Annotated in this window: 15 protein-coding genes; 9 read left to right on the forward strand and 6 right to left on the reverse strand. The window is 37.2% G+C overall.

All coding sequences use genetic code 11. The annotated features are described in order from the left end of the window. Positions 1-61: 61 nt before the first annotated feature. Complete coding sequence (locus tag CXF79_RS01580; protein ID WP_101153635.1) at positions 62-580, reverse strand: FxsA family protein; 519 nt, start codon at positions 578-580, stop codon at positions 62-64. A 132-nt stretch (positions 581-712) separates the two neighbouring features. On the opposite strand from CXF79_RS01580, the gene cutA reads away from it, so the two are divergent. Further along, positions 713-1024: a divalent-cation tolerance protein CutA gene (gene cutA, locus CXF79_RS01585; RefSeq protein ID WP_011041797.1), complete on the forward strand. Its 312-nt coding sequence runs from the start codon at positions 713-715 to the stop codon at positions 1022-1024. Positions 1025-1029: 5 nt separating this feature from the next. Beyond that, on the forward strand, positions 1030-2856 hold the full coding sequence (locus CXF79_RS01590; protein WP_101153636.1) for a protein-disulfide reductase DsbD: 1827 nt from the start codon (positions 1030-1032) through the stop codon (positions 2854-2856). Positions 2857-3091: 235 nt separating this feature from the next. On the opposite strand, the gene CXF79_RS01595 is transcribed toward CXF79_RS01590, so the two are convergent. The 3 genes from CXF79_RS01595 to CXF79_RS01605 are packed head-to-tail and all read right to left on the reverse strand — an operon-like array spanning position 3092 to position 7197. Continuing rightward, positions 3092-5557 (reverse strand): putative bifunctional diguanylate cyclase/phosphodiesterase, encoded by a 2466-nt coding sequence (locus CXF79_RS01595; RefSeq protein ID WP_101153637.1) that lies wholly within the window; start codon positions 5555-5557, stop codon positions 3092-3094. A 10-nt stretch (positions 5558-5567) separates the two neighbouring features. Further along, entirely contained in the window at positions 5568-6860 is a 1293-nt protein-coding gene (locus CXF79_RS01600) for a hypothetical protein (protein WP_101153638.1), read from the reverse strand. Next, the gene (locus CXF79_RS01605; protein ID WP_011041793.1) at positions 6838-7197 is read right to left on the reverse strand and encodes a hypothetical protein; all 360 of its coding nucleotides are present in this window, start codon (positions 7195-7197) and stop codon (positions 6838-6840) included. Before CXF79_RS01605 ends, CXF79_RS01600 begins: the two co-directional genes overlap by 23 nt. Before the next feature lie 419 nt (positions 7198-7616). On the opposite strand from CXF79_RS01605, the gene aroQ reads away from it, so the two are divergent. The 7 genes from aroQ (at position 7617) to CXF79_RS01640 (ending at position 12904) form a co-directional block, all read left to right on the forward strand. After that, positions 7617-8078, forward strand: coding sequence for a type II 3-dehydroquinate dehydratase (gene aroQ, locus CXF79_RS01610; RefSeq protein ID WP_011041791.1), 462 nt, complete (start codon positions 7617-7619; stop codon positions 8076-8078). 90 nt (positions 8079-8168) lie between these two features. After that, positions 8169-8615, forward strand: coding sequence for an acetyl-CoA carboxylase biotin carboxyl carrier protein (gene accB / locus CXF79_RS01615; RefSeq protein WP_011041790.1), 447 nt, complete (start codon positions 8169-8171; stop codon positions 8613-8615). A gap of 22 nt (positions 8616-8637) precedes the next feature. After that, positions 8638-9984, forward strand: coding sequence for an acetyl-CoA carboxylase biotin carboxylase subunit (gene accC / locus CXF79_RS01620; RefSeq protein WP_011041789.1), 1347 nt, complete (start codon positions 8638-8640; stop codon positions 9982-9984). Positions 9985-10092: 108 nt separating this feature from the next. Then, positions 10093-10269: an oxidoreductase-like domain-containing protein gene (locus CXF79_RS01625; protein WP_011041788.1), complete on the forward strand. Its 177-nt coding sequence runs from the start codon at positions 10093-10095 to the stop codon at positions 10267-10269. Between the two features lie 180 nt (positions 10270-10449). Next, on the forward strand, positions 10450-10728 hold the full coding sequence (locus tag CXF79_RS01630) for a hypothetical protein (RefSeq protein WP_101153639.1): 279 nt from the start codon (positions 10450-10452) through the stop codon (positions 10726-10728). Positions 10729-11257: 529 nt separating this feature from the next. Next, positions 11258-12070: a 3-hydroxybutyrate dehydrogenase gene (locus tag CXF79_RS01635; protein WP_101153640.1), complete on the forward strand. Its 813-nt coding sequence runs from the start codon at positions 11258-11260 to the stop codon at positions 12068-12070. A gap of 351 nt (positions 12071-12421) precedes the next feature. Beyond that, positions 12422-12904, forward strand: coding sequence for an LEA type 2 family protein (locus tag CXF79_RS01640; protein WP_101153641.1), 483 nt, complete (start codon positions 12422-12424; stop codon positions 12902-12904). 127 nt (positions 12905-13031) lie between these two features. On the opposite strand, the gene CXF79_RS01645 is transcribed toward CXF79_RS01640, so the two are convergent. Together CXF79_RS01645 and CXF79_RS01650 are read right to left on the reverse strand one after the other, a co-directional pair. After that, positions 13032-14015, reverse strand: coding sequence for an alpha/beta hydrolase (locus CXF79_RS01645; RefSeq protein WP_101153642.1), 984 nt, complete (start codon positions 14013-14015; stop codon positions 13032-13034). Next, the gene (locus CXF79_RS01650; protein ID WP_101153643.1) at positions 14003-15199 is read right to left on the reverse strand and encodes an MFS transporter; all 1197 of its coding nucleotides are present in this window, start codon (positions 15197-15199) and stop codon (positions 14003-14005) included. Before CXF79_RS01650 ends, CXF79_RS01645 begins: the two co-directional genes overlap by 13 nt. Positions 15200-15214: the final 15 nt, after the last annotated feature.

Genomic DNA, 15214 nt, shown 5'->3' on the forward strand with positions numbered 1-15214 from the left:
TAATAGAAATGGGGATAAAATAAATCTTCACAAGCCCTAAACTAAAAAAACTTAATCACAACTAATCTTTACGTTTGAATTCACCTTCCAAGGTATCGCCTTGGTGATGTGAAATAGGTTCATTTGATGAAGCTTTTGATGAAGTAAAAGGTTCAGCTGACTCTTCATGCTGATAGACATTACCAGTAGTGCTGTGATGAAAAGAGGCGCCTCCACCAAGTTGGTTAACCTTAATATGTTTTTGTACTTGAGTAGCAATTGCCACACGCACACTAGGCACCAATAACAACAAACCAAAAATATCGGTAACAAAGCCAGGAGTTACTAATAAAACACCAGCCACTAATAACATTAAACCCGTGACTATTTCCCCTGATGGCATTTCACCTTGTGCCATTTTTGTTTGCACCGACTGTAACGTAGCCAAACCTTGCTGACGTACATATTTTGCGCCTAACCAAGCACTTAAAATAACAATAGCGATTGTTGGCCACAATCCGAGTAAAGCACCCACTTGCATAATCACCGTTATTTCGATGATAGGGATAATGATAAAAAGTACAAATAATAGTTGAAACATAATGATTCCTTATTTTCTATGAAACTTATATTGGGCTAAACAGGTCTTTTTCAAGGGCAGTTGATAGAAGCCTAAGTTTTCCTTAATACTCAAGGTATACTATCAATAGGAATACAGTTATAGGTAACAATTTTGTATCAATTAGTATTAACAACCTGTCCCGATGAAATAGTAGCTAAAAAAATTGCTCAGCACTTGGTTACAGAGAAACTTGCCGCCTGCGTTAATATAGTGCCAAACATTACCTCTATTTATTGTTGGCAAGAGGAGTTACATTGCGACAATGAAGTACAATTATTGATAAAAACTGATGAAAATAAATTCGCCACCTTAAGTGATCGAATTAATCAATTACACCCATATGACGTGGTGGAAGTTATTGCCTTGAATATCCAGCAAGGTGATAAACATTATTTAAACTGGATCACTAACTCTTTGAAGTAGACTTAATGAAAAACTTACTATCTCTTTGCTTTCTGATGTTAGCAGCTTTTACTCTTAACCCCGCTGCTGCACAAGAAAAGCAATCTATTTTTGATGTTTCTAATAGCAGTTTATTTAGTAATGATGATGAATTTTTAAAAGTTGATCAAGCATTCGCTTTTAATTTTTATCAGAAAAATAACCTGCTTGAAGTTAGTTTCGATATTGCTCCTGAGTATTATCTTTACCGTCATCAGTTTAAATTTAAAGGTAAAAACACTCAATTTACCTCTGTTTTATTACCTGATGGCATAGACCACGAAGATGAATTTTTTGGCGTTCAAAAGATATTTACTGAAAACCTAGCATTCACTGTAAACCTTGAAAATGTATCAAATGATGCCAGTATCAAAATCACTTATCAGGGGTGTGCCGAAAAAGGTCTATGTTACCCACCAACAAGTAAGGTAATTAAGTTAAGCAAATTTATTATAGGTGAAGGTACAGCAACACCAAGTTCCGATGCAAACCAACAGACAAACGAAGGCGAAGTTAAAAAAAGTGAGCAGCATCAGTTATCTGATATGCTCAAGCAAGATAGCCTGTTATTAACTCTCATTGCCTTTTTTGTTGGCGGTCTATTATTATCATTTACCCCCTGCGTTTTCCCTATGTACCCTATTTTAACGGGTATTATTGTTGGTCAAGGAGAAGGGTTAACGACTAAAAAAGCATTTACCTTATCTTTTTTCTACGTACAAGGCATGGCAATAACTTACACCCTTTTAGGCGTGGTTGTTGCAATGGCAGGCGCTAAGTTCCAAGCCGTTTTTCAACACCCAATAGTATTAATTGGTTTGAGTATTTTATTCATCTTTTTAGCGCTATCAATGTTTGGTGTCTTTAACTTAGCGTTACCGGCAAGCTGGCAGAATAAACTAAATAATGTAAGTAACAAGCAAAAAGGAGGCTCCATTACTGGCGTATTAATGATGGGTGTTATTTCAGGCTTAGTCGCTTCTCCTTGTACCACGGCGCCACTCACAGGCGCACTGCTTTACATTTCTCAAACAGGCGATGTCGTCTTAGGTGCTTCTGCATTATATGCATTAAGTTTAGGTATGGGATTACCTTTACTTATTTTAGGTAGTTCTGGTGGTAAGTTACTGCCTAAAGCTGGCGCTTGGATGAATATCATCAAAAATATTTTCGGCCTATTATTACTTGCTGTACCAGTATTTTTATTAGAACGATTTATCCCAGAAGTTGCTAGCCAAGCGTTATGGGCATTATTGATATTAGTCAGTGCGAGCTACTTCTATGTTGCTAATCAAAATCACGCAGCAGCGCAAAATGATCAACAAGGAAAGGGCTTTTGGTATGGCTTACGTTCCCTGGTCATATTTTTGATGCTGTTTTTTGGCGCTAACCTTGCTTACCAGTTAATCTATCCAAGCAGTAATAATGTTACCAATAATGCTCAGCATGCTAGTTTTAAGCAAGTAACGTCTTTAGCGCAATTAGAAGATGAAGTAAAAAAGGCCAACATGCAGGGCAAAACAGTGATGGTAGACTTATACGCTGATTGGTGTATTGCCTGTAAAGAATTTGAAAAATATACGTTCGTAGATGCTGACGTACAAAAGGCATTGAGTAATAGTGTGTGGTTGCAAATTGACATGACAGAGTTTGACTCAACTGATAATGCCGAACTTGTTCAGCACTATACTATATTGGGTCTCCCCTCTATTCTGTTCTTTGATTTACAAGGAAATGAATTAACTAAGCAACGTACCACAGGTTTTATGAAAGCTGCTGAGTTCAGTGCCCACGTGAAGTCTATATTTAAATAGTCACGTTAATAATTGAAAAGTATATTCACTTAAATAAAGCCAGCCTCAACTTAGGCTGGCTTTATACTATTCTGATTGAACCACTGCCCACTGATGTGGATTAAAATATTCCAAGACCGCGTTACGCTCAATCCCAATAGCTATCTATTAGCCAATTGAGCGCATTGATTGATTTTCACTACGCATAACGAGATCACAAACTTAATTAAAATGGTGTTACTTAAGAAAACCTAACTCAAGCAGACTTACCTGTTGATAAATCTGGCTCAATTTTCTTGGCTACTTTCCAATAGCCTTTTGTTGTTTGCTTATCTAACATAGTAAACAAGTCTTTTTCTGGGATAGGTTTAGAATAATAATAGCCTTGAATAATATCGCAATCATTTTCAGTTAAGCTACGTAATTGCGCTTGTGTTTCTACCCCTTCTGCTACTACCGTCAAACCTAAGTTTTTAACCATTGCGATAGTCGAAGTAATAATTTGAAAGTCAGAATGATTTTCTAACATGCCAAAAATAAAACTCTTATCTATTTTAATAACATCAACAGGCATTTTCTTTAAATACGCTAACGATGAATAACCCGTACCAAAATCATCAATAGCAAAACTAAAGCCAATAACTTTCAAGGACTCCATCATAGCAATGGTATGATCCATATCTTTCACTAACGTTTGCTCAGTAAGCTCTAGTTCAAAATTTTTCGCTGTTAATGAGAATTCGACCAATAAATCATTCAGGAAATGCGGTAAATTAGCATCCATAAACTGTCCCGCAGATAAATTAATCGCAATACGTATGTTTTCTAGTCCGTATTCTTTGATACTTATTACTAACTCAAAGCATCGGCGAATAATCCAATAACCTAATTCGATCATATGTTGAGAGTTTTCTAAAATAGGAATAAAGTCCTCTGGCGAGATCATTCCGCGTTCAGGGTGTTGCCAGCGTAATAGTGCTTCAAAACCATATAGCTTTTTAGTTTTTGCACATATCTGCGGTTGTAGACTTAGACTAAACTGCTGTTTAGCTAACGCTTGTCTGACTTCACCTTCAAGCATCACCCTATGAGCGACACGTTGAAACATTTCTTGGTGATAGATGTGATACTGACCACCGCCATTATCTTTTGCTTCATACATGGCGATATCAGCATGGCTGATCAAATCATCCGACTTTTCTGTCGCTGATTCTGTATAAGCAATACCAATACTCGTTGAAACATAAAATATATTAGAGCCAAGTTTTATCGACTCTTTAAACTGTAACAGTACCTTCTCCGCTACTTCGATAGCTTCATCAACACCATTAAGATGGCTAAGCACAATAACAAATTCATCACCGCCAAAACGACTCGCTAAATCTAGTTCACCAACACTAACCCGAACTCGCTCGGCAGCTTGAATAAGTAACTTATCACCAATATTATGACCATTACTGTCATTAACCTTTTTAAAGTCATCTAAATCGAGAAACAGCACAGCAACACCACTTTTATGGCGAGCAATATTTGCTAATGACTTACGCAATTGATAATTAAGCATATTACGATTAGGCAAACCCGTCAGCAAATCATACATCGCTATATTTTCTAACTCTTTAGTTTTTTGCTCTACCACTAAGTTGAGTTGTTCTAATTCAAAGCTCAGCTCTTCAGATGAATGAGCTAATACATCTAATTCATCCGCAAACATTCGAGGTCTTTTTAGGTCAACTTGTCTAAACTGATCAAACTTTTTCTGTGCTAATAACGGAAGCGCGTTAGATAACAGCAATAATCGTTTCGTAAATGGACTAGAAATAAAGTAAACAAATGCCGCTAGTAAGCTAAAAATAAGACTCAAAGATAATATAAAGCGCTTTTGGTATGCATCATTCTTTGCTTTATAAGCTGTCACATCATCAATTAAAGCGAGATAAAAACCTTGTTTGTCTTGCTCTGATAAAGTTAATAGATTTATCAGGTAGCTATTTTTTTCTAAATCTAAGTGTAACCCCTGCGCTAATACTTGATTAAGTGCTGAATCAGGTTTATTCATCGCTAATAAGGACTCTGTTAGTCGCATATTAGATGCCGAAATTACTTTAGCTGAGGACGAGTTAATTTCACCATTAGCGGGTATCCGAATTACAGCAACATCTCTATCTAAAGTGGTTTTCAAAGCAAACAGCATATCAACCAATGAAGTACTCATGGTAACAACCACCATATCACCTTGCTTATTGAGTAAAGGTAAACTCAATAACAATTGACAGCTTTGTGGGCAATATATTCGATGTTCTGGTTCTTGTAATCTAAAGACTTGTGCAATGTTATCTTGCACTACTGCAGGGAAGTCATTGGTAGCAAATAAAATATTTTGTTTCTCATCAACTAACCAGATATCTTCAACGTTAAGGTGTAACTGTAGCGCGTCATATTGCTTCTCTAACTGCAAGGCTAGATTAGAAAAATCATCTTGCTGTGATAATTGAATCAAGTCGGTAAAGGACTCTAACCAAACGGTAATTTTGGTGCGTAAAATACTATTGTGCAAATTAACTTGCACTTGACCTTGGACAATATTATTTTGCTGAAATTCTTGATAATCGGCTTGTAAACGCCAATAGGATAACGAAGAAAACCCTACAGCTAAAAGCAGCAAGGTTGAGATTATTAGTACCAAAAGCTTGGTTGGTACACCAACAAATTTTATATTCATAACACTACTTCTAAAACCAATACATCAACTGAATAGCCCACATTTGCCAATCTTCGGAGTCATTAATTTGGGTATTAGGCACTACTACAGGTGTGAGTCTACCTGCGCCATTTACCCAATGATATTCCATGCGAGCACTAAAGTTACTGGTAATATCGTAGTTTAGCCCTAAGGTAATATCTTTATGAAAGCCGAAATAATAAGGAATTGCACCACCTGTCGCCGCTTCTATCTTTTTACCATCTTTATCATCTTTATTTAGGTAAAAATCTTCATAGCGTGCTAATAACGTTACTTTTTGCGTTAACTTATAACGTGACTGTAAGTAAAAACCTTGTCCAATATTATCAAGTTGAAATCCTGGATAATAAAAACCATCGATAGTGAAACGCTGTTGATATATTTCACCGCTAAACTCCCAATTTTCACCTTCATACAGAGCGTTCATAGTATAAAATTGAAAATTAAAATCACTATCAGAAAACACATCACCACTTTCTGCGTTTCCTTGGTTATAACTAAACCCTGCATCAAGCAATGAAATACCAAAACGCCAAGGTGAAAATGCGGGTTGCCAATACAAGCTTGTTTGAGCATCATAATTTTGCTCAGCACTTCCTTGAGCAAATTCACTTAAAATATTTTTTGTCTGTTCATCTGAAATAGGTGATTTGCCATAACTTAATTGCCAATCGAAATTACCATAGTCATCAGTACTATAACTAACTTTAGTTGCAATGCCATCACTGCCTACCGCAATATCTCTAAAACCATCAAAATATACTGATTGCGGTAAAATAATACTGGGTCTAGCAAAAGGAATATCTCTAGAACTAGAGTAGAGCCAATGATTGTTTTTAAAGCGCCCAATATATACATTGGCTTGCCAATGTTCACTGGTAAACGCCGACCAGTCCACTAATGCATAATCAATTCTTGCACCTTGTGAGTAGCGATTCCCACCATCTAAGTAAACCACTTGCCCGGCAAGGCGAAACTTATCCGATAATTGATAAGATGCATTAAGGCCGATTTCAGTTAATTCTGCAGACAGATCACCATCATCATTTACAAAATCACTACCATCAACATTAATCAATCCTTGTGAGATAAAACCATGTAATTGAAAATCTTGCGAATTAGAATAAGTTTCATTTTCTTCAGCTTGGGTAGCTCCTGCGTAATAACCAGTAAAGATTAACGCAAGCATGACTGCTCTGGAAATAAACCGTTTAAAACAATACAAATTATTAACTCTGTTAGACATTTCCACTGCAGCATTAGTCTTTAATTTTGATAACATTTACTACTCCTTTACCACTAGCCTGCTGACCTGCTTCCATATCAGGGGCTTCTATCCTGTTAGTACTTTCATTTTGCTTTAACTTTTTTAACGTATCGTCATCTATATAACCAATTGCACCGGGTGTTTTAGTAACCGCTTGAATAAGCTCTTTTTCAGAAGCCACTATTGTTGGTGCGACACCTAACCCCGAGTAAGTTAACTTATGCCAAATCCGATTAAGTTGATAAGGAAATATTTGTAACCGTTCTTTAGCAAATCGTTGATGGAGTTCGTGCTGACTCGGTAATACAAAGACATTAATTGCACTATTATCACTCCAACGTAATTGACGCATCGTATAGATACGCCGTAGTTGTGACTTGGTTAAGCTAATTTCAGTAACTTGCGGATGAGTTACTATCTCAATGGCTACAGCTTGTGAAGATACAAGACAGGCAAAGATGAGAACAATAACGAGTGAATAATATTTAATAAGGGATCCCTTACAATGAAACCGAATAAATGTAAAAAACTATTTAAAATCAATGTAATAATAAAAATAACTTGATAATAATAGCTCAAATAAACAAAAAATCAACATTTACATGCACCTAAAAGAGGTTTGACCAGTACTTTGCTGCTATATTCTTCGAAAACATCACTATTATCGCCAATAACAAAAAAAATAGAGAAATGATGCTTTTTTTTATTCACAGCGACGTCATTTTGTGTAATTATTAGGGAAATTAATTTTTAATGGTGTTTTAACAGAAGATGACCGCAAAGTTTACTGTTTTAGTGTTAAATGGCCCAAACTTGAATATGCTTGGTAAGCGAGAGCCTACTATATATGGCAATCAAGGCCTATCCGAGATTATAGCTGATCTAGGCTTGCAAGCTGATCAAAAAAATATTGTGTTAAAACACCTGCAATCAAATGCTGAGCATGAATTGGTCGATGCCATTCATAATGGCTATCAACAAGTAGATTTTATTATCATCAACCCTGCCGCTTTCACACATACTAGTGTTGCGATAAGAGATGCCTTACTTTCTGTTGCCATACCTTTTATCGAAGTACATTTATCAAATGTGCATGCTCGTGAAGCTTTCAGAAAACATTCTTATCTATCTGATATTGCCACAGGTGTGATTTGCGGTTTTGGTGCGCAAGGTTATAGCTTTGCCCTAGACGCTGCTTATACATACCTAAATAAAGCACAAGTAGATAAATAAGAACTAATAACAAACCGTAACAGTTAATGACCAATCATTAACTTATATTTAAAATATATTATTTTTAGTCACTCAAATTAAGGTGTCCCAATGGATATTCGTAAAATCAAAAAACTTATCGAACTTGTTGAAGAGTCTGGTATCAACGAATTAGAGATCTCTGAAGGTGAAGAATCAGTACGAATCAGCCGTGGTGCTGTCGCTATGCAAGCTGCTCCTATGATGCAAGCAGCCCCTATGGCAGCTCCTTTAGCAGCACCAGTTGCAGCAGCTCCTGTTGTGGCCGCTGCTCCAGTAGTTACTGGCCATATAGTTCGTTCTCCAATGGTTGGTACTTACTATGCTTCTGCTTCACCTGACTCTCCAGCATTTGCTGAAGTTGGCAAGCATGTAAATGCTGGCGATACTCTTTGTATTGTTGAAGCAATGAAAATGATGAACCAAATTGAAGCTGATAAGTCTGGCGTTATTAAAGAAATTTTAGCACAAAATGAAGACGCCATTGAATTTGACCAACCGCTATTCATCATTGAATAAGCCTAACCAGAAGGGTTATTCCATGTTAGATAAAGTTGTTATCGCCAACCGTGGCGAAATTGCCTTAAGAATATTACGTGCTTGTAAAGAGTTAGGTATTAAAACTGTAGCGGTTCACTCAACTGCTGACAAAAATCTTAAACACGTATTATTAGCTGATGAAACCATTTGTATTGGTAAAGCACCAGCGCCAGATAGCTACCTTAATATTCCTGCAATCATAACGGCAGCAGAATTAACTAATGCTGTAGCTATTCATCCAGGTTATGGATTTTTAGCAGAAAATGCTGATTTTGCTGAGCAAGTTGAAAACTCTGGTTTTGCCTTTATCGGTCCAAAAGCAGAAAGCATCCGTATTATGGGTGATAAAGTTCAAGCTATCAAAGCAATGAAAGTTGCAGGTGTACCTTGCGTACCAGGTTCTGATGGCCCATTAGATGACGATGAAGAAGCAAACAAAGCCCATGCTAAACGTATTGGTTACCCTATTATCGTTAAAGCTGCTGGTGGCGGTGGTGGTCGTGGCATGCGCGTTGTCCGTAGCGAAGCTGAATTAGTTGAGTCAATTGCTTTAACCAAAAAAGAAGCCGGCACAATTTTCAAAAATGATATGGTTTACATGGAAAAATTCCTTGAAAATCCACGTCATGTTGAAATTCAAATAATGGCTGACGGCAAAGGCGCTGCAATTCACTTAGGTGAACGTGATTGTTCAATGCAACGTCGTCATCAAAAAGTAGTAGAAGAAGCTCCTGCACCTGGTATTACGCCTGAAATGCGCGCTAAAATTGGTGAGCGTTGTTGTAAAGCTTGTGTTGACATTAACTATCGCGGTGCTGGTACCTTTGAATTTTTGTATGAAAATGGTGAATTCTATTTCATTGAAATGAATACACGTATTCAGGTTGAACATCCAGTAACTGAAATGATCACTGGTGTTGATTTGATCAAAGAACAACTTCGTGTTGCTGCTGGTCAACCGTTATCTTATACCCAAGATGACATCAAGGTTTCAGGTCACTCTATTGAATGTCGTATTAATGCGGAAGATCCTCGTACCTTTATCCCTTCACCGGGTAAAATTACGCGTTTCCACCCACCAGGTGGTTTAGGCGTACGTTGGGATTCTCATATTTATGCTGATTACTCTGTACCTCCACATTATGACTCTATGATTGGTAAATTAATTACTTGGGGTGATAACCGTGATGTAGCGATTGCACGTATGCGTAATGCTTTATCAGAGTTAGTGATTGATGGCATCAAAACTAACATTACTTTGCATCAAGACATTTTAAATGATCAAGGTTTTGTTAATGGCGGCGCTAACATTCATTATTTAGAGCAAAAGTTAGCTGAACTTGGCTAGCTAATACACAATTCTGAATAAATAAAAGCTCTGCAATTGCAGAGCTTTTTGTTATTCTAGCATCATAAGAATTAGTAAATACTCCACTTATTTTGAGTTAAAAATTATATGTCGAATTCCCATGAAAAACCAATGGCTCCAGCAGATGATGATTGTTGTGGTGGTGGTGCCTGTAATCCTTGTGTTTGGGATCACTATTACGCCGAATTACAAAAATGGCGTATTAAAGAAGCTAAAATCAAAGAGCAACAAACGGAAGCAGAAGCAGAAAAAAACTCAAAATAGCATCGCCGCTAAGAACTTCTCGCTCGAATATTCAAAGAAGTACCAACTTTCTTTAAACGCTTTTATTACTGTTCAAATAGTAACCATACAAGTAGTAACAACAAGCTAACAATTGCCTACAACATTCCTAGTAAGACTTAGCTAATATCTCATCACTAACTAAAGAGTGAGACAGATATTATGTTAAATACTTTAAGACAGCACAGTAACTTTACCCCTGTTACTGCTTTCATTACTGATAGCAGACAACAAGCTCATGATAAAGACGCTATGTGGGACAAACTTAACTTAAGCCAGCAATATACCGTATGTACCCTAGGCCAGTTTGGTTACCTACTTACCTATGTACGCTCAATTGGTGATGCTAGGTTAGCGATACTAAAACAGGATGGCAAAACTGCCACGGTCAACGAAGCAGGTATTATCAATGTTAACCCTGCAATTAAGTGCCGCCAATAACACTCAGCTAATTTATCTAAAGACCAGACAGTAAAAGGCGAATAGTCACACGCCTTTTACTCAGCTAAATTATACTTAAGCAGTTAAAATACTTAATGATTTTGTCTTTTCCAGCATTAATTAAAGTAAATTTATCGCAATGAAAGCCTATCAACAAAGCACCTTATAAATATATCTCCGTTAACCACAAGTTTCCCCCTCTGGGTTAGTTTTATAATCTCTTCTACTGAAACTCCTGGAGCACGTTCAATTAAGTGTAACTTTCCACTATTTAAATAAAGTAAGGCACCTCATTATCAACAGCTTTACCACCATCCATTTATAACGTTGCAAAAACCCTCAAGTAAGTAAATCGATCCACTGTCATCCTTATTTTTCCTGAATGGCACTAAGGTAGTAACTCAACTCTCCTTCAATTCAGCTAAGGTAATTAATCCGTTAGATTCAACTCAATTTCCGAATGCAGCATGGACGATATTACCTCAAAAGATATGCTGTTCTTCTTTACTGATAATAAAAAGGAAACAATATGTTAGAAAGTACTCCATTACAAAGCACAACATTGAAAGGTAAAACAGCACTTATTACTGGTTCAACAAGTGGTATTGGCTTAGCCAGTGCTCACGTATTGGCTGAGCAAGGTATTAATTTAGTCTTACATGGTTTGATGAGCGATGATGAAGGCGCTAACCTAGCGCAGGAGTTTTCTGAAAAATATCAAATAAAAACCTTATTCGATAATGCTAACTTAATGGACTCAAGTGCCATTAGCATTTTTATGGATAAAGCCACAAAAACGATGGGCTCGATTGATATCTTGATCAACAATGCAGGTATTCAACATACAGAAGCAGTGGATACTTTTCCAGAGAGTAAATGGAATGCCATCATTGCCATTAATTTAACCGCTGCCTTTCATACGACTCAGCACGCTTTAAGTGGTATGAAAGCCAACTCATGGGGCAGAATTGTTAATATTGCTTCTGTTCATGGCCTTGTTGCCTCTAAAAATAAAGTCGCATATTGTGCAGCAAAACATGGCATTGTTGGCCTGACTAAAGTCGTTGCTCTTGAGTGCGCAGAACATGGCATTACTGCCAATGCTATTTGTCCAGGCTGGGTAGATACGCCACTTATCAATGATCAAATCACTGAAATTGCCAATAAAGAAAGTACCAGCTTTGAGCAAGCAAAATACCAACTTATTACCGCCAAACAGCCTGTACCTGATATGATGGCGCCTCGTCAAATTGGTGAGTTCATCCTCTTTCTTTGCAGTGATAGTGCCCGCAGCATTACCGGTTCGTCATTGCCTATGGATGGCGCTTGGACCGCTCAATAACAAGCCTTTTTAAAATACCTGTTTCATTGCCCTTCACTGCAATTAATTATAGAAGTTAATTTGTTATCACTGATAAATAGAGAGCATAACTAGTGTTCTCTATATTTTTTAAACAAACATTAATCTGAGATTCAAGTTCTCCCCCAAGGACTACTTTATTCGCTAAGCAGATAATTAATTTAAATTTTTATACCAGATATTTTATAATTAATAATTTATGTCATATTAGTGATAAGTCTCAGTAATATCAGTAGTTGGCTGTGTAGAGAATAATCTAATCATAACGAGAAAAATGTACCAACCATTACCCTTTTAATATAAGTTGAAAGAAATCACTCCCAAGGATAAAGAATGACTTTAGCTAGAACACTGCCCATACGTATATTTTTCGTGGCTGCACTACTTTTTTTGTCTGGCTGCGCCACCATGAATCTAGACTACGAAGAGCCCACTATCGAGTTAGTTTCTTTTAAGGCTTTGCCAGCTAATGGCTTCGAACAAAATTTTGAAATAGGATTGAAATTAACCAACCCTAATAATTTTGAATTGCCGTTCAATGGTATTAGCTATCAACTGAGCGTGGCAGGAGAGGCCTTAGCTCATGGTGTTGCCGCGAATATCCCCACTGCAACAGCATACGGAGAGTCACGCTTTGTGGTTCCTGTTTCAACCAGCTTAATGGGAGGCTTCAAGGTGATTAGAGCGCTTATGAATAGTAAAGGACAAGATATCAGTTACCAATTGAAGGCCAAATTAGATATCGACATTCCCTTTATGCCCAAGTTAACTGTTATTCAAGACGGTATTATTCCCCTCGGTCAAAAGCCTCAATAACGAGGTTTATCATCCCTAGTTTTAGAGATTGAATGAACTGTTGCTCTATAAGTGAAGGCTGATTTATATTTAAGAATAAAAATCGAGCCTACTAAACTAGGTAAAGCGAACTAACAGCAAGGTAAAATTATTGGTCATTAATACCTGCTTTAACAAATTGTCCAATGAGCTGATAAGTTTGTTGGCATTCATCGCTAACTAAATCATTTAGCAACATATAGGCGTGAGTCATACCATCAAAAGAATGGTGTTCAACATTTACGCCGACTTCCTTCAACGATTTAGCATAAGCGACACCTTCATCTCTTAGCGGGTCGCATCCAGCAGTAATGACCAAAGTTGTTGGCATATTCGCTGAAAACTTACCAAGTAATGGTGATGCTTTCACTATTTTGGTTTGCGTGATTTCATCTTGCTCTAAACTACTTACTTGGAAGTACTGCTGAAAGTACCAATGCATTTTATCTTTTTCTAATAAGAAACCTTGACCATTTTCATCAATAGAAGCACTCGCCATGGTGTAATCCACACTCGGATAAACCAAAATTTGTTTATCAATTTTTATCGAATCACTGGTCTTTTCATTAATTGAGTTATTCATCACTAAACTAGTACAGATGGCACCGCCAGCACTATCACCAGCAATATAGAGTTCATCACTATACTTCATTTCTGTCAGAAGGCTTTGATAGCGTTCAAGTACTTGCTGACAATCATCCAAGCCTGCTGGATATGGGTATTCAGGTGCTAACCGATAATCAACACAAATGACAATAGCCTGAGTAGCAAGCGCGAGTTTACGACTAATGGGATCATATAAATCGGCACTGCCACACATATGTCCACCGCCATGAAAATGCAATAATACTGGCAATACTTCATTAGGCGCGGGATTATAAATACGAACTGGAATATTATGGCTAGAGGACGCTAAAATAGTATCTTTTACTATCGCTATATTTGGCCCTGACCCCATTAGCGCTGATAAGTTATCTAAGCCCTGTCTAACTAATTCAGCACTAAACCCCTGCCCTGTTGCTTTGGCCGCCGCAATGGCAATATTTGCTTGCTCAAGCAGTGGTACTAACTTGGGAGATATTATTCCGCGCATAACTTGTCCTTAATTGTTGATTCTTTAACCTTACCCGTTTCAGGCAAGAAAAAACTGCCAATAAAAAAGGTACTACTTATTAATGAAATGAGAATAAATGAAGCGGTATAATCACCTTGATTCATATCCACTAATTTACCAAATAGCCATAAGATAACAGTAGAAAGTAAGTAGCTGATTGAATAGAAAAAACTAAATACTACGGTAATACGTTGCCCTGTCATTTTAGGTAACTCATGTGGAATAGAAACCAGCGCAGTGATAGGGAAGAAAATAAAAAATCCTAATACAATGGCAGATAGAGTTTGTAACCAAACACTGCTACTAAAAGATACCCCAATAATAGTCAGCACCATCATAGCACCAGACCATCGAATAACAGGTAAACGAAGTGGCATTTTTTTACTGTAAATAATACCCGCTAATGTACCAACAATACCAAAACCTATCACCCACTTACTCTGGCTAATGCCGGCTTTAGGGTAAAAAGTAAATAGACAGATATAAAATGCCAATAAACCCGAATAAGTTAAGCCGTAAGCCCAAATAAATTTATCCTTTAGACCATCAATATAACTGTAATTTTCGACGGTTTGACTCTCTTGGTCGTGTCCCTGAGTCTCAGGTTCAAAATTTACCAATAGCCAAACAAAACTTAGCAATAAACTAGCAATTGAAAAGCTAATCAAACTAATTTTCCAATCCCCAGTGAATTGGTTGATTGCGGTCATTTTCCATAACACGACACCCGTACCAATATTAAAAGCAACCGCGTTAAGACCGTTAATTACAGGGCGCTCATTAACTGGAAACCATTGCATAACAATAGGATTAAAGTAGACGATCATGAACGCTCCACCTAATCCCATCAGGAATCGACTTAGCAATAACAATTCATAGTTAGGAGCAAAGGGCGTTAATAAACCAATGGCTATAAACAAGCTAGCAATAAAAAAAGCATACTTAAGGCCAAACTTTAACGCAACCCAAGCAGCAGCGAACGTACCAACAATTTTTGCCAAGGTTACCGCGCCACTGATAAAGCTTGCAGAAGCTAAACTATCTATGTGCATAGCCGACATTATTTGCCCCATACTTGCTGTGCCGCCTACCCAAGCCATAGCAAATAGTACATAACTAATAAAAACAATGGCTTCAACCAAGTATTTGTTACTGATTTTCATATATGATAGTTTCTA

This window comes from Colwellia sp. Bg11-28 (assembly GCF_002836245.1).
Lineage (GTDB): Bacteria > Pseudomonadota > Gammaproteobacteria > Enterobacterales > Alteromonadaceae > Colwellia > Colwellia psychrerythraea_A.

What these genes read in the sequence shown, in the direction of transcription:
- CXF79_RS01580 (WP_101153635.1), bottom strand. Translation starts at nt 580, where the DNA reads ATGTTTCAACTATTATTTGTACTTTTTATCATTATCCCTATCATCGAA.
- CXF79_RS01590 (WP_101153636.1), top strand. Translation starts at nt 1,030, where the DNA reads ATGAAAAACTTACTATCTCTTTGCTTTCTGATGTTAGCAGCTTTTACT.
- CXF79_RS01595 (WP_101153637.1), bottom strand. Translation starts at nt 5,557, where the DNA reads ATGAATATAAAATTTGTTGGTGTACCAACCAAGCTTTTGGTACTAATA.
- CXF79_RS01600 (WP_101153638.1), bottom strand. Translation starts at nt 6,860, where the DNA reads ATGTTATCAAAATTAAAGACTAATGCTGCAGTGGAAATGTCTAACAGA.
- CXF79_RS01605 (WP_011041793.1), bottom strand. Translation starts at nt 7,197, where the DNA reads ATGCGTCAATTACGTTGGAGTGATAATAGTGCAATTAATGTCTTTGTA.
- aroQ (WP_011041791.1), top strand. Translation starts at nt 7,617, where the DNA reads ATGACCGCAAAGTTTACTGTTTTAGTGTTAAATGGCCCAAACTTGAAT.
- accB (WP_011041790.1), top strand. Translation starts at nt 8,169, where the DNA reads ATGGATATTCGTAAAATCAAAAAACTTATCGAACTTGTTGAAGAGTCT.
- accC (WP_011041789.1), top strand. Translation starts at nt 8,638, where the DNA reads ATGTTAGATAAAGTTGTTATCGCCAACCGTGGCGAAATTGCCTTAAGA.
- CXF79_RS01625 (WP_011041788.1), top strand. Translation starts at nt 10,093, where the DNA reads ATGTCGAATTCCCATGAAAAACCAATGGCTCCAGCAGATGATGATTGT.
- CXF79_RS01630 (WP_101153639.1), top strand. Translation starts at nt 10,450, where the DNA reads ATGTTAAATACTTTAAGACAGCACAGTAACTTTACCCCTGTTACTGCT.
- CXF79_RS01635 (WP_101153640.1), top strand. Translation starts at nt 11,258, where the DNA reads ATGTTAGAAAGTACTCCATTACAAAGCACAACATTGAAAGGTAAAACA.
- CXF79_RS01640 (WP_101153641.1), top strand. Translation starts at nt 12,422, where the DNA reads ATGACTTTAGCTAGAACACTGCCCATACGTATATTTTTCGTGGCTGCA.
- CXF79_RS01645 (WP_101153642.1), bottom strand. Translation starts at nt 14,015, where the DNA reads ATGCGCGGAATAATATCTCCCAAGTTAGTACCACTGCTTGAGCAAGCA.
- CXF79_RS01650 (WP_101153643.1), bottom strand. Translation starts at nt 15,199, where the DNA reads ATGAAAATCAGTAACAAATACTTGGTTGAAGCCATTGTTTTTATTAGT.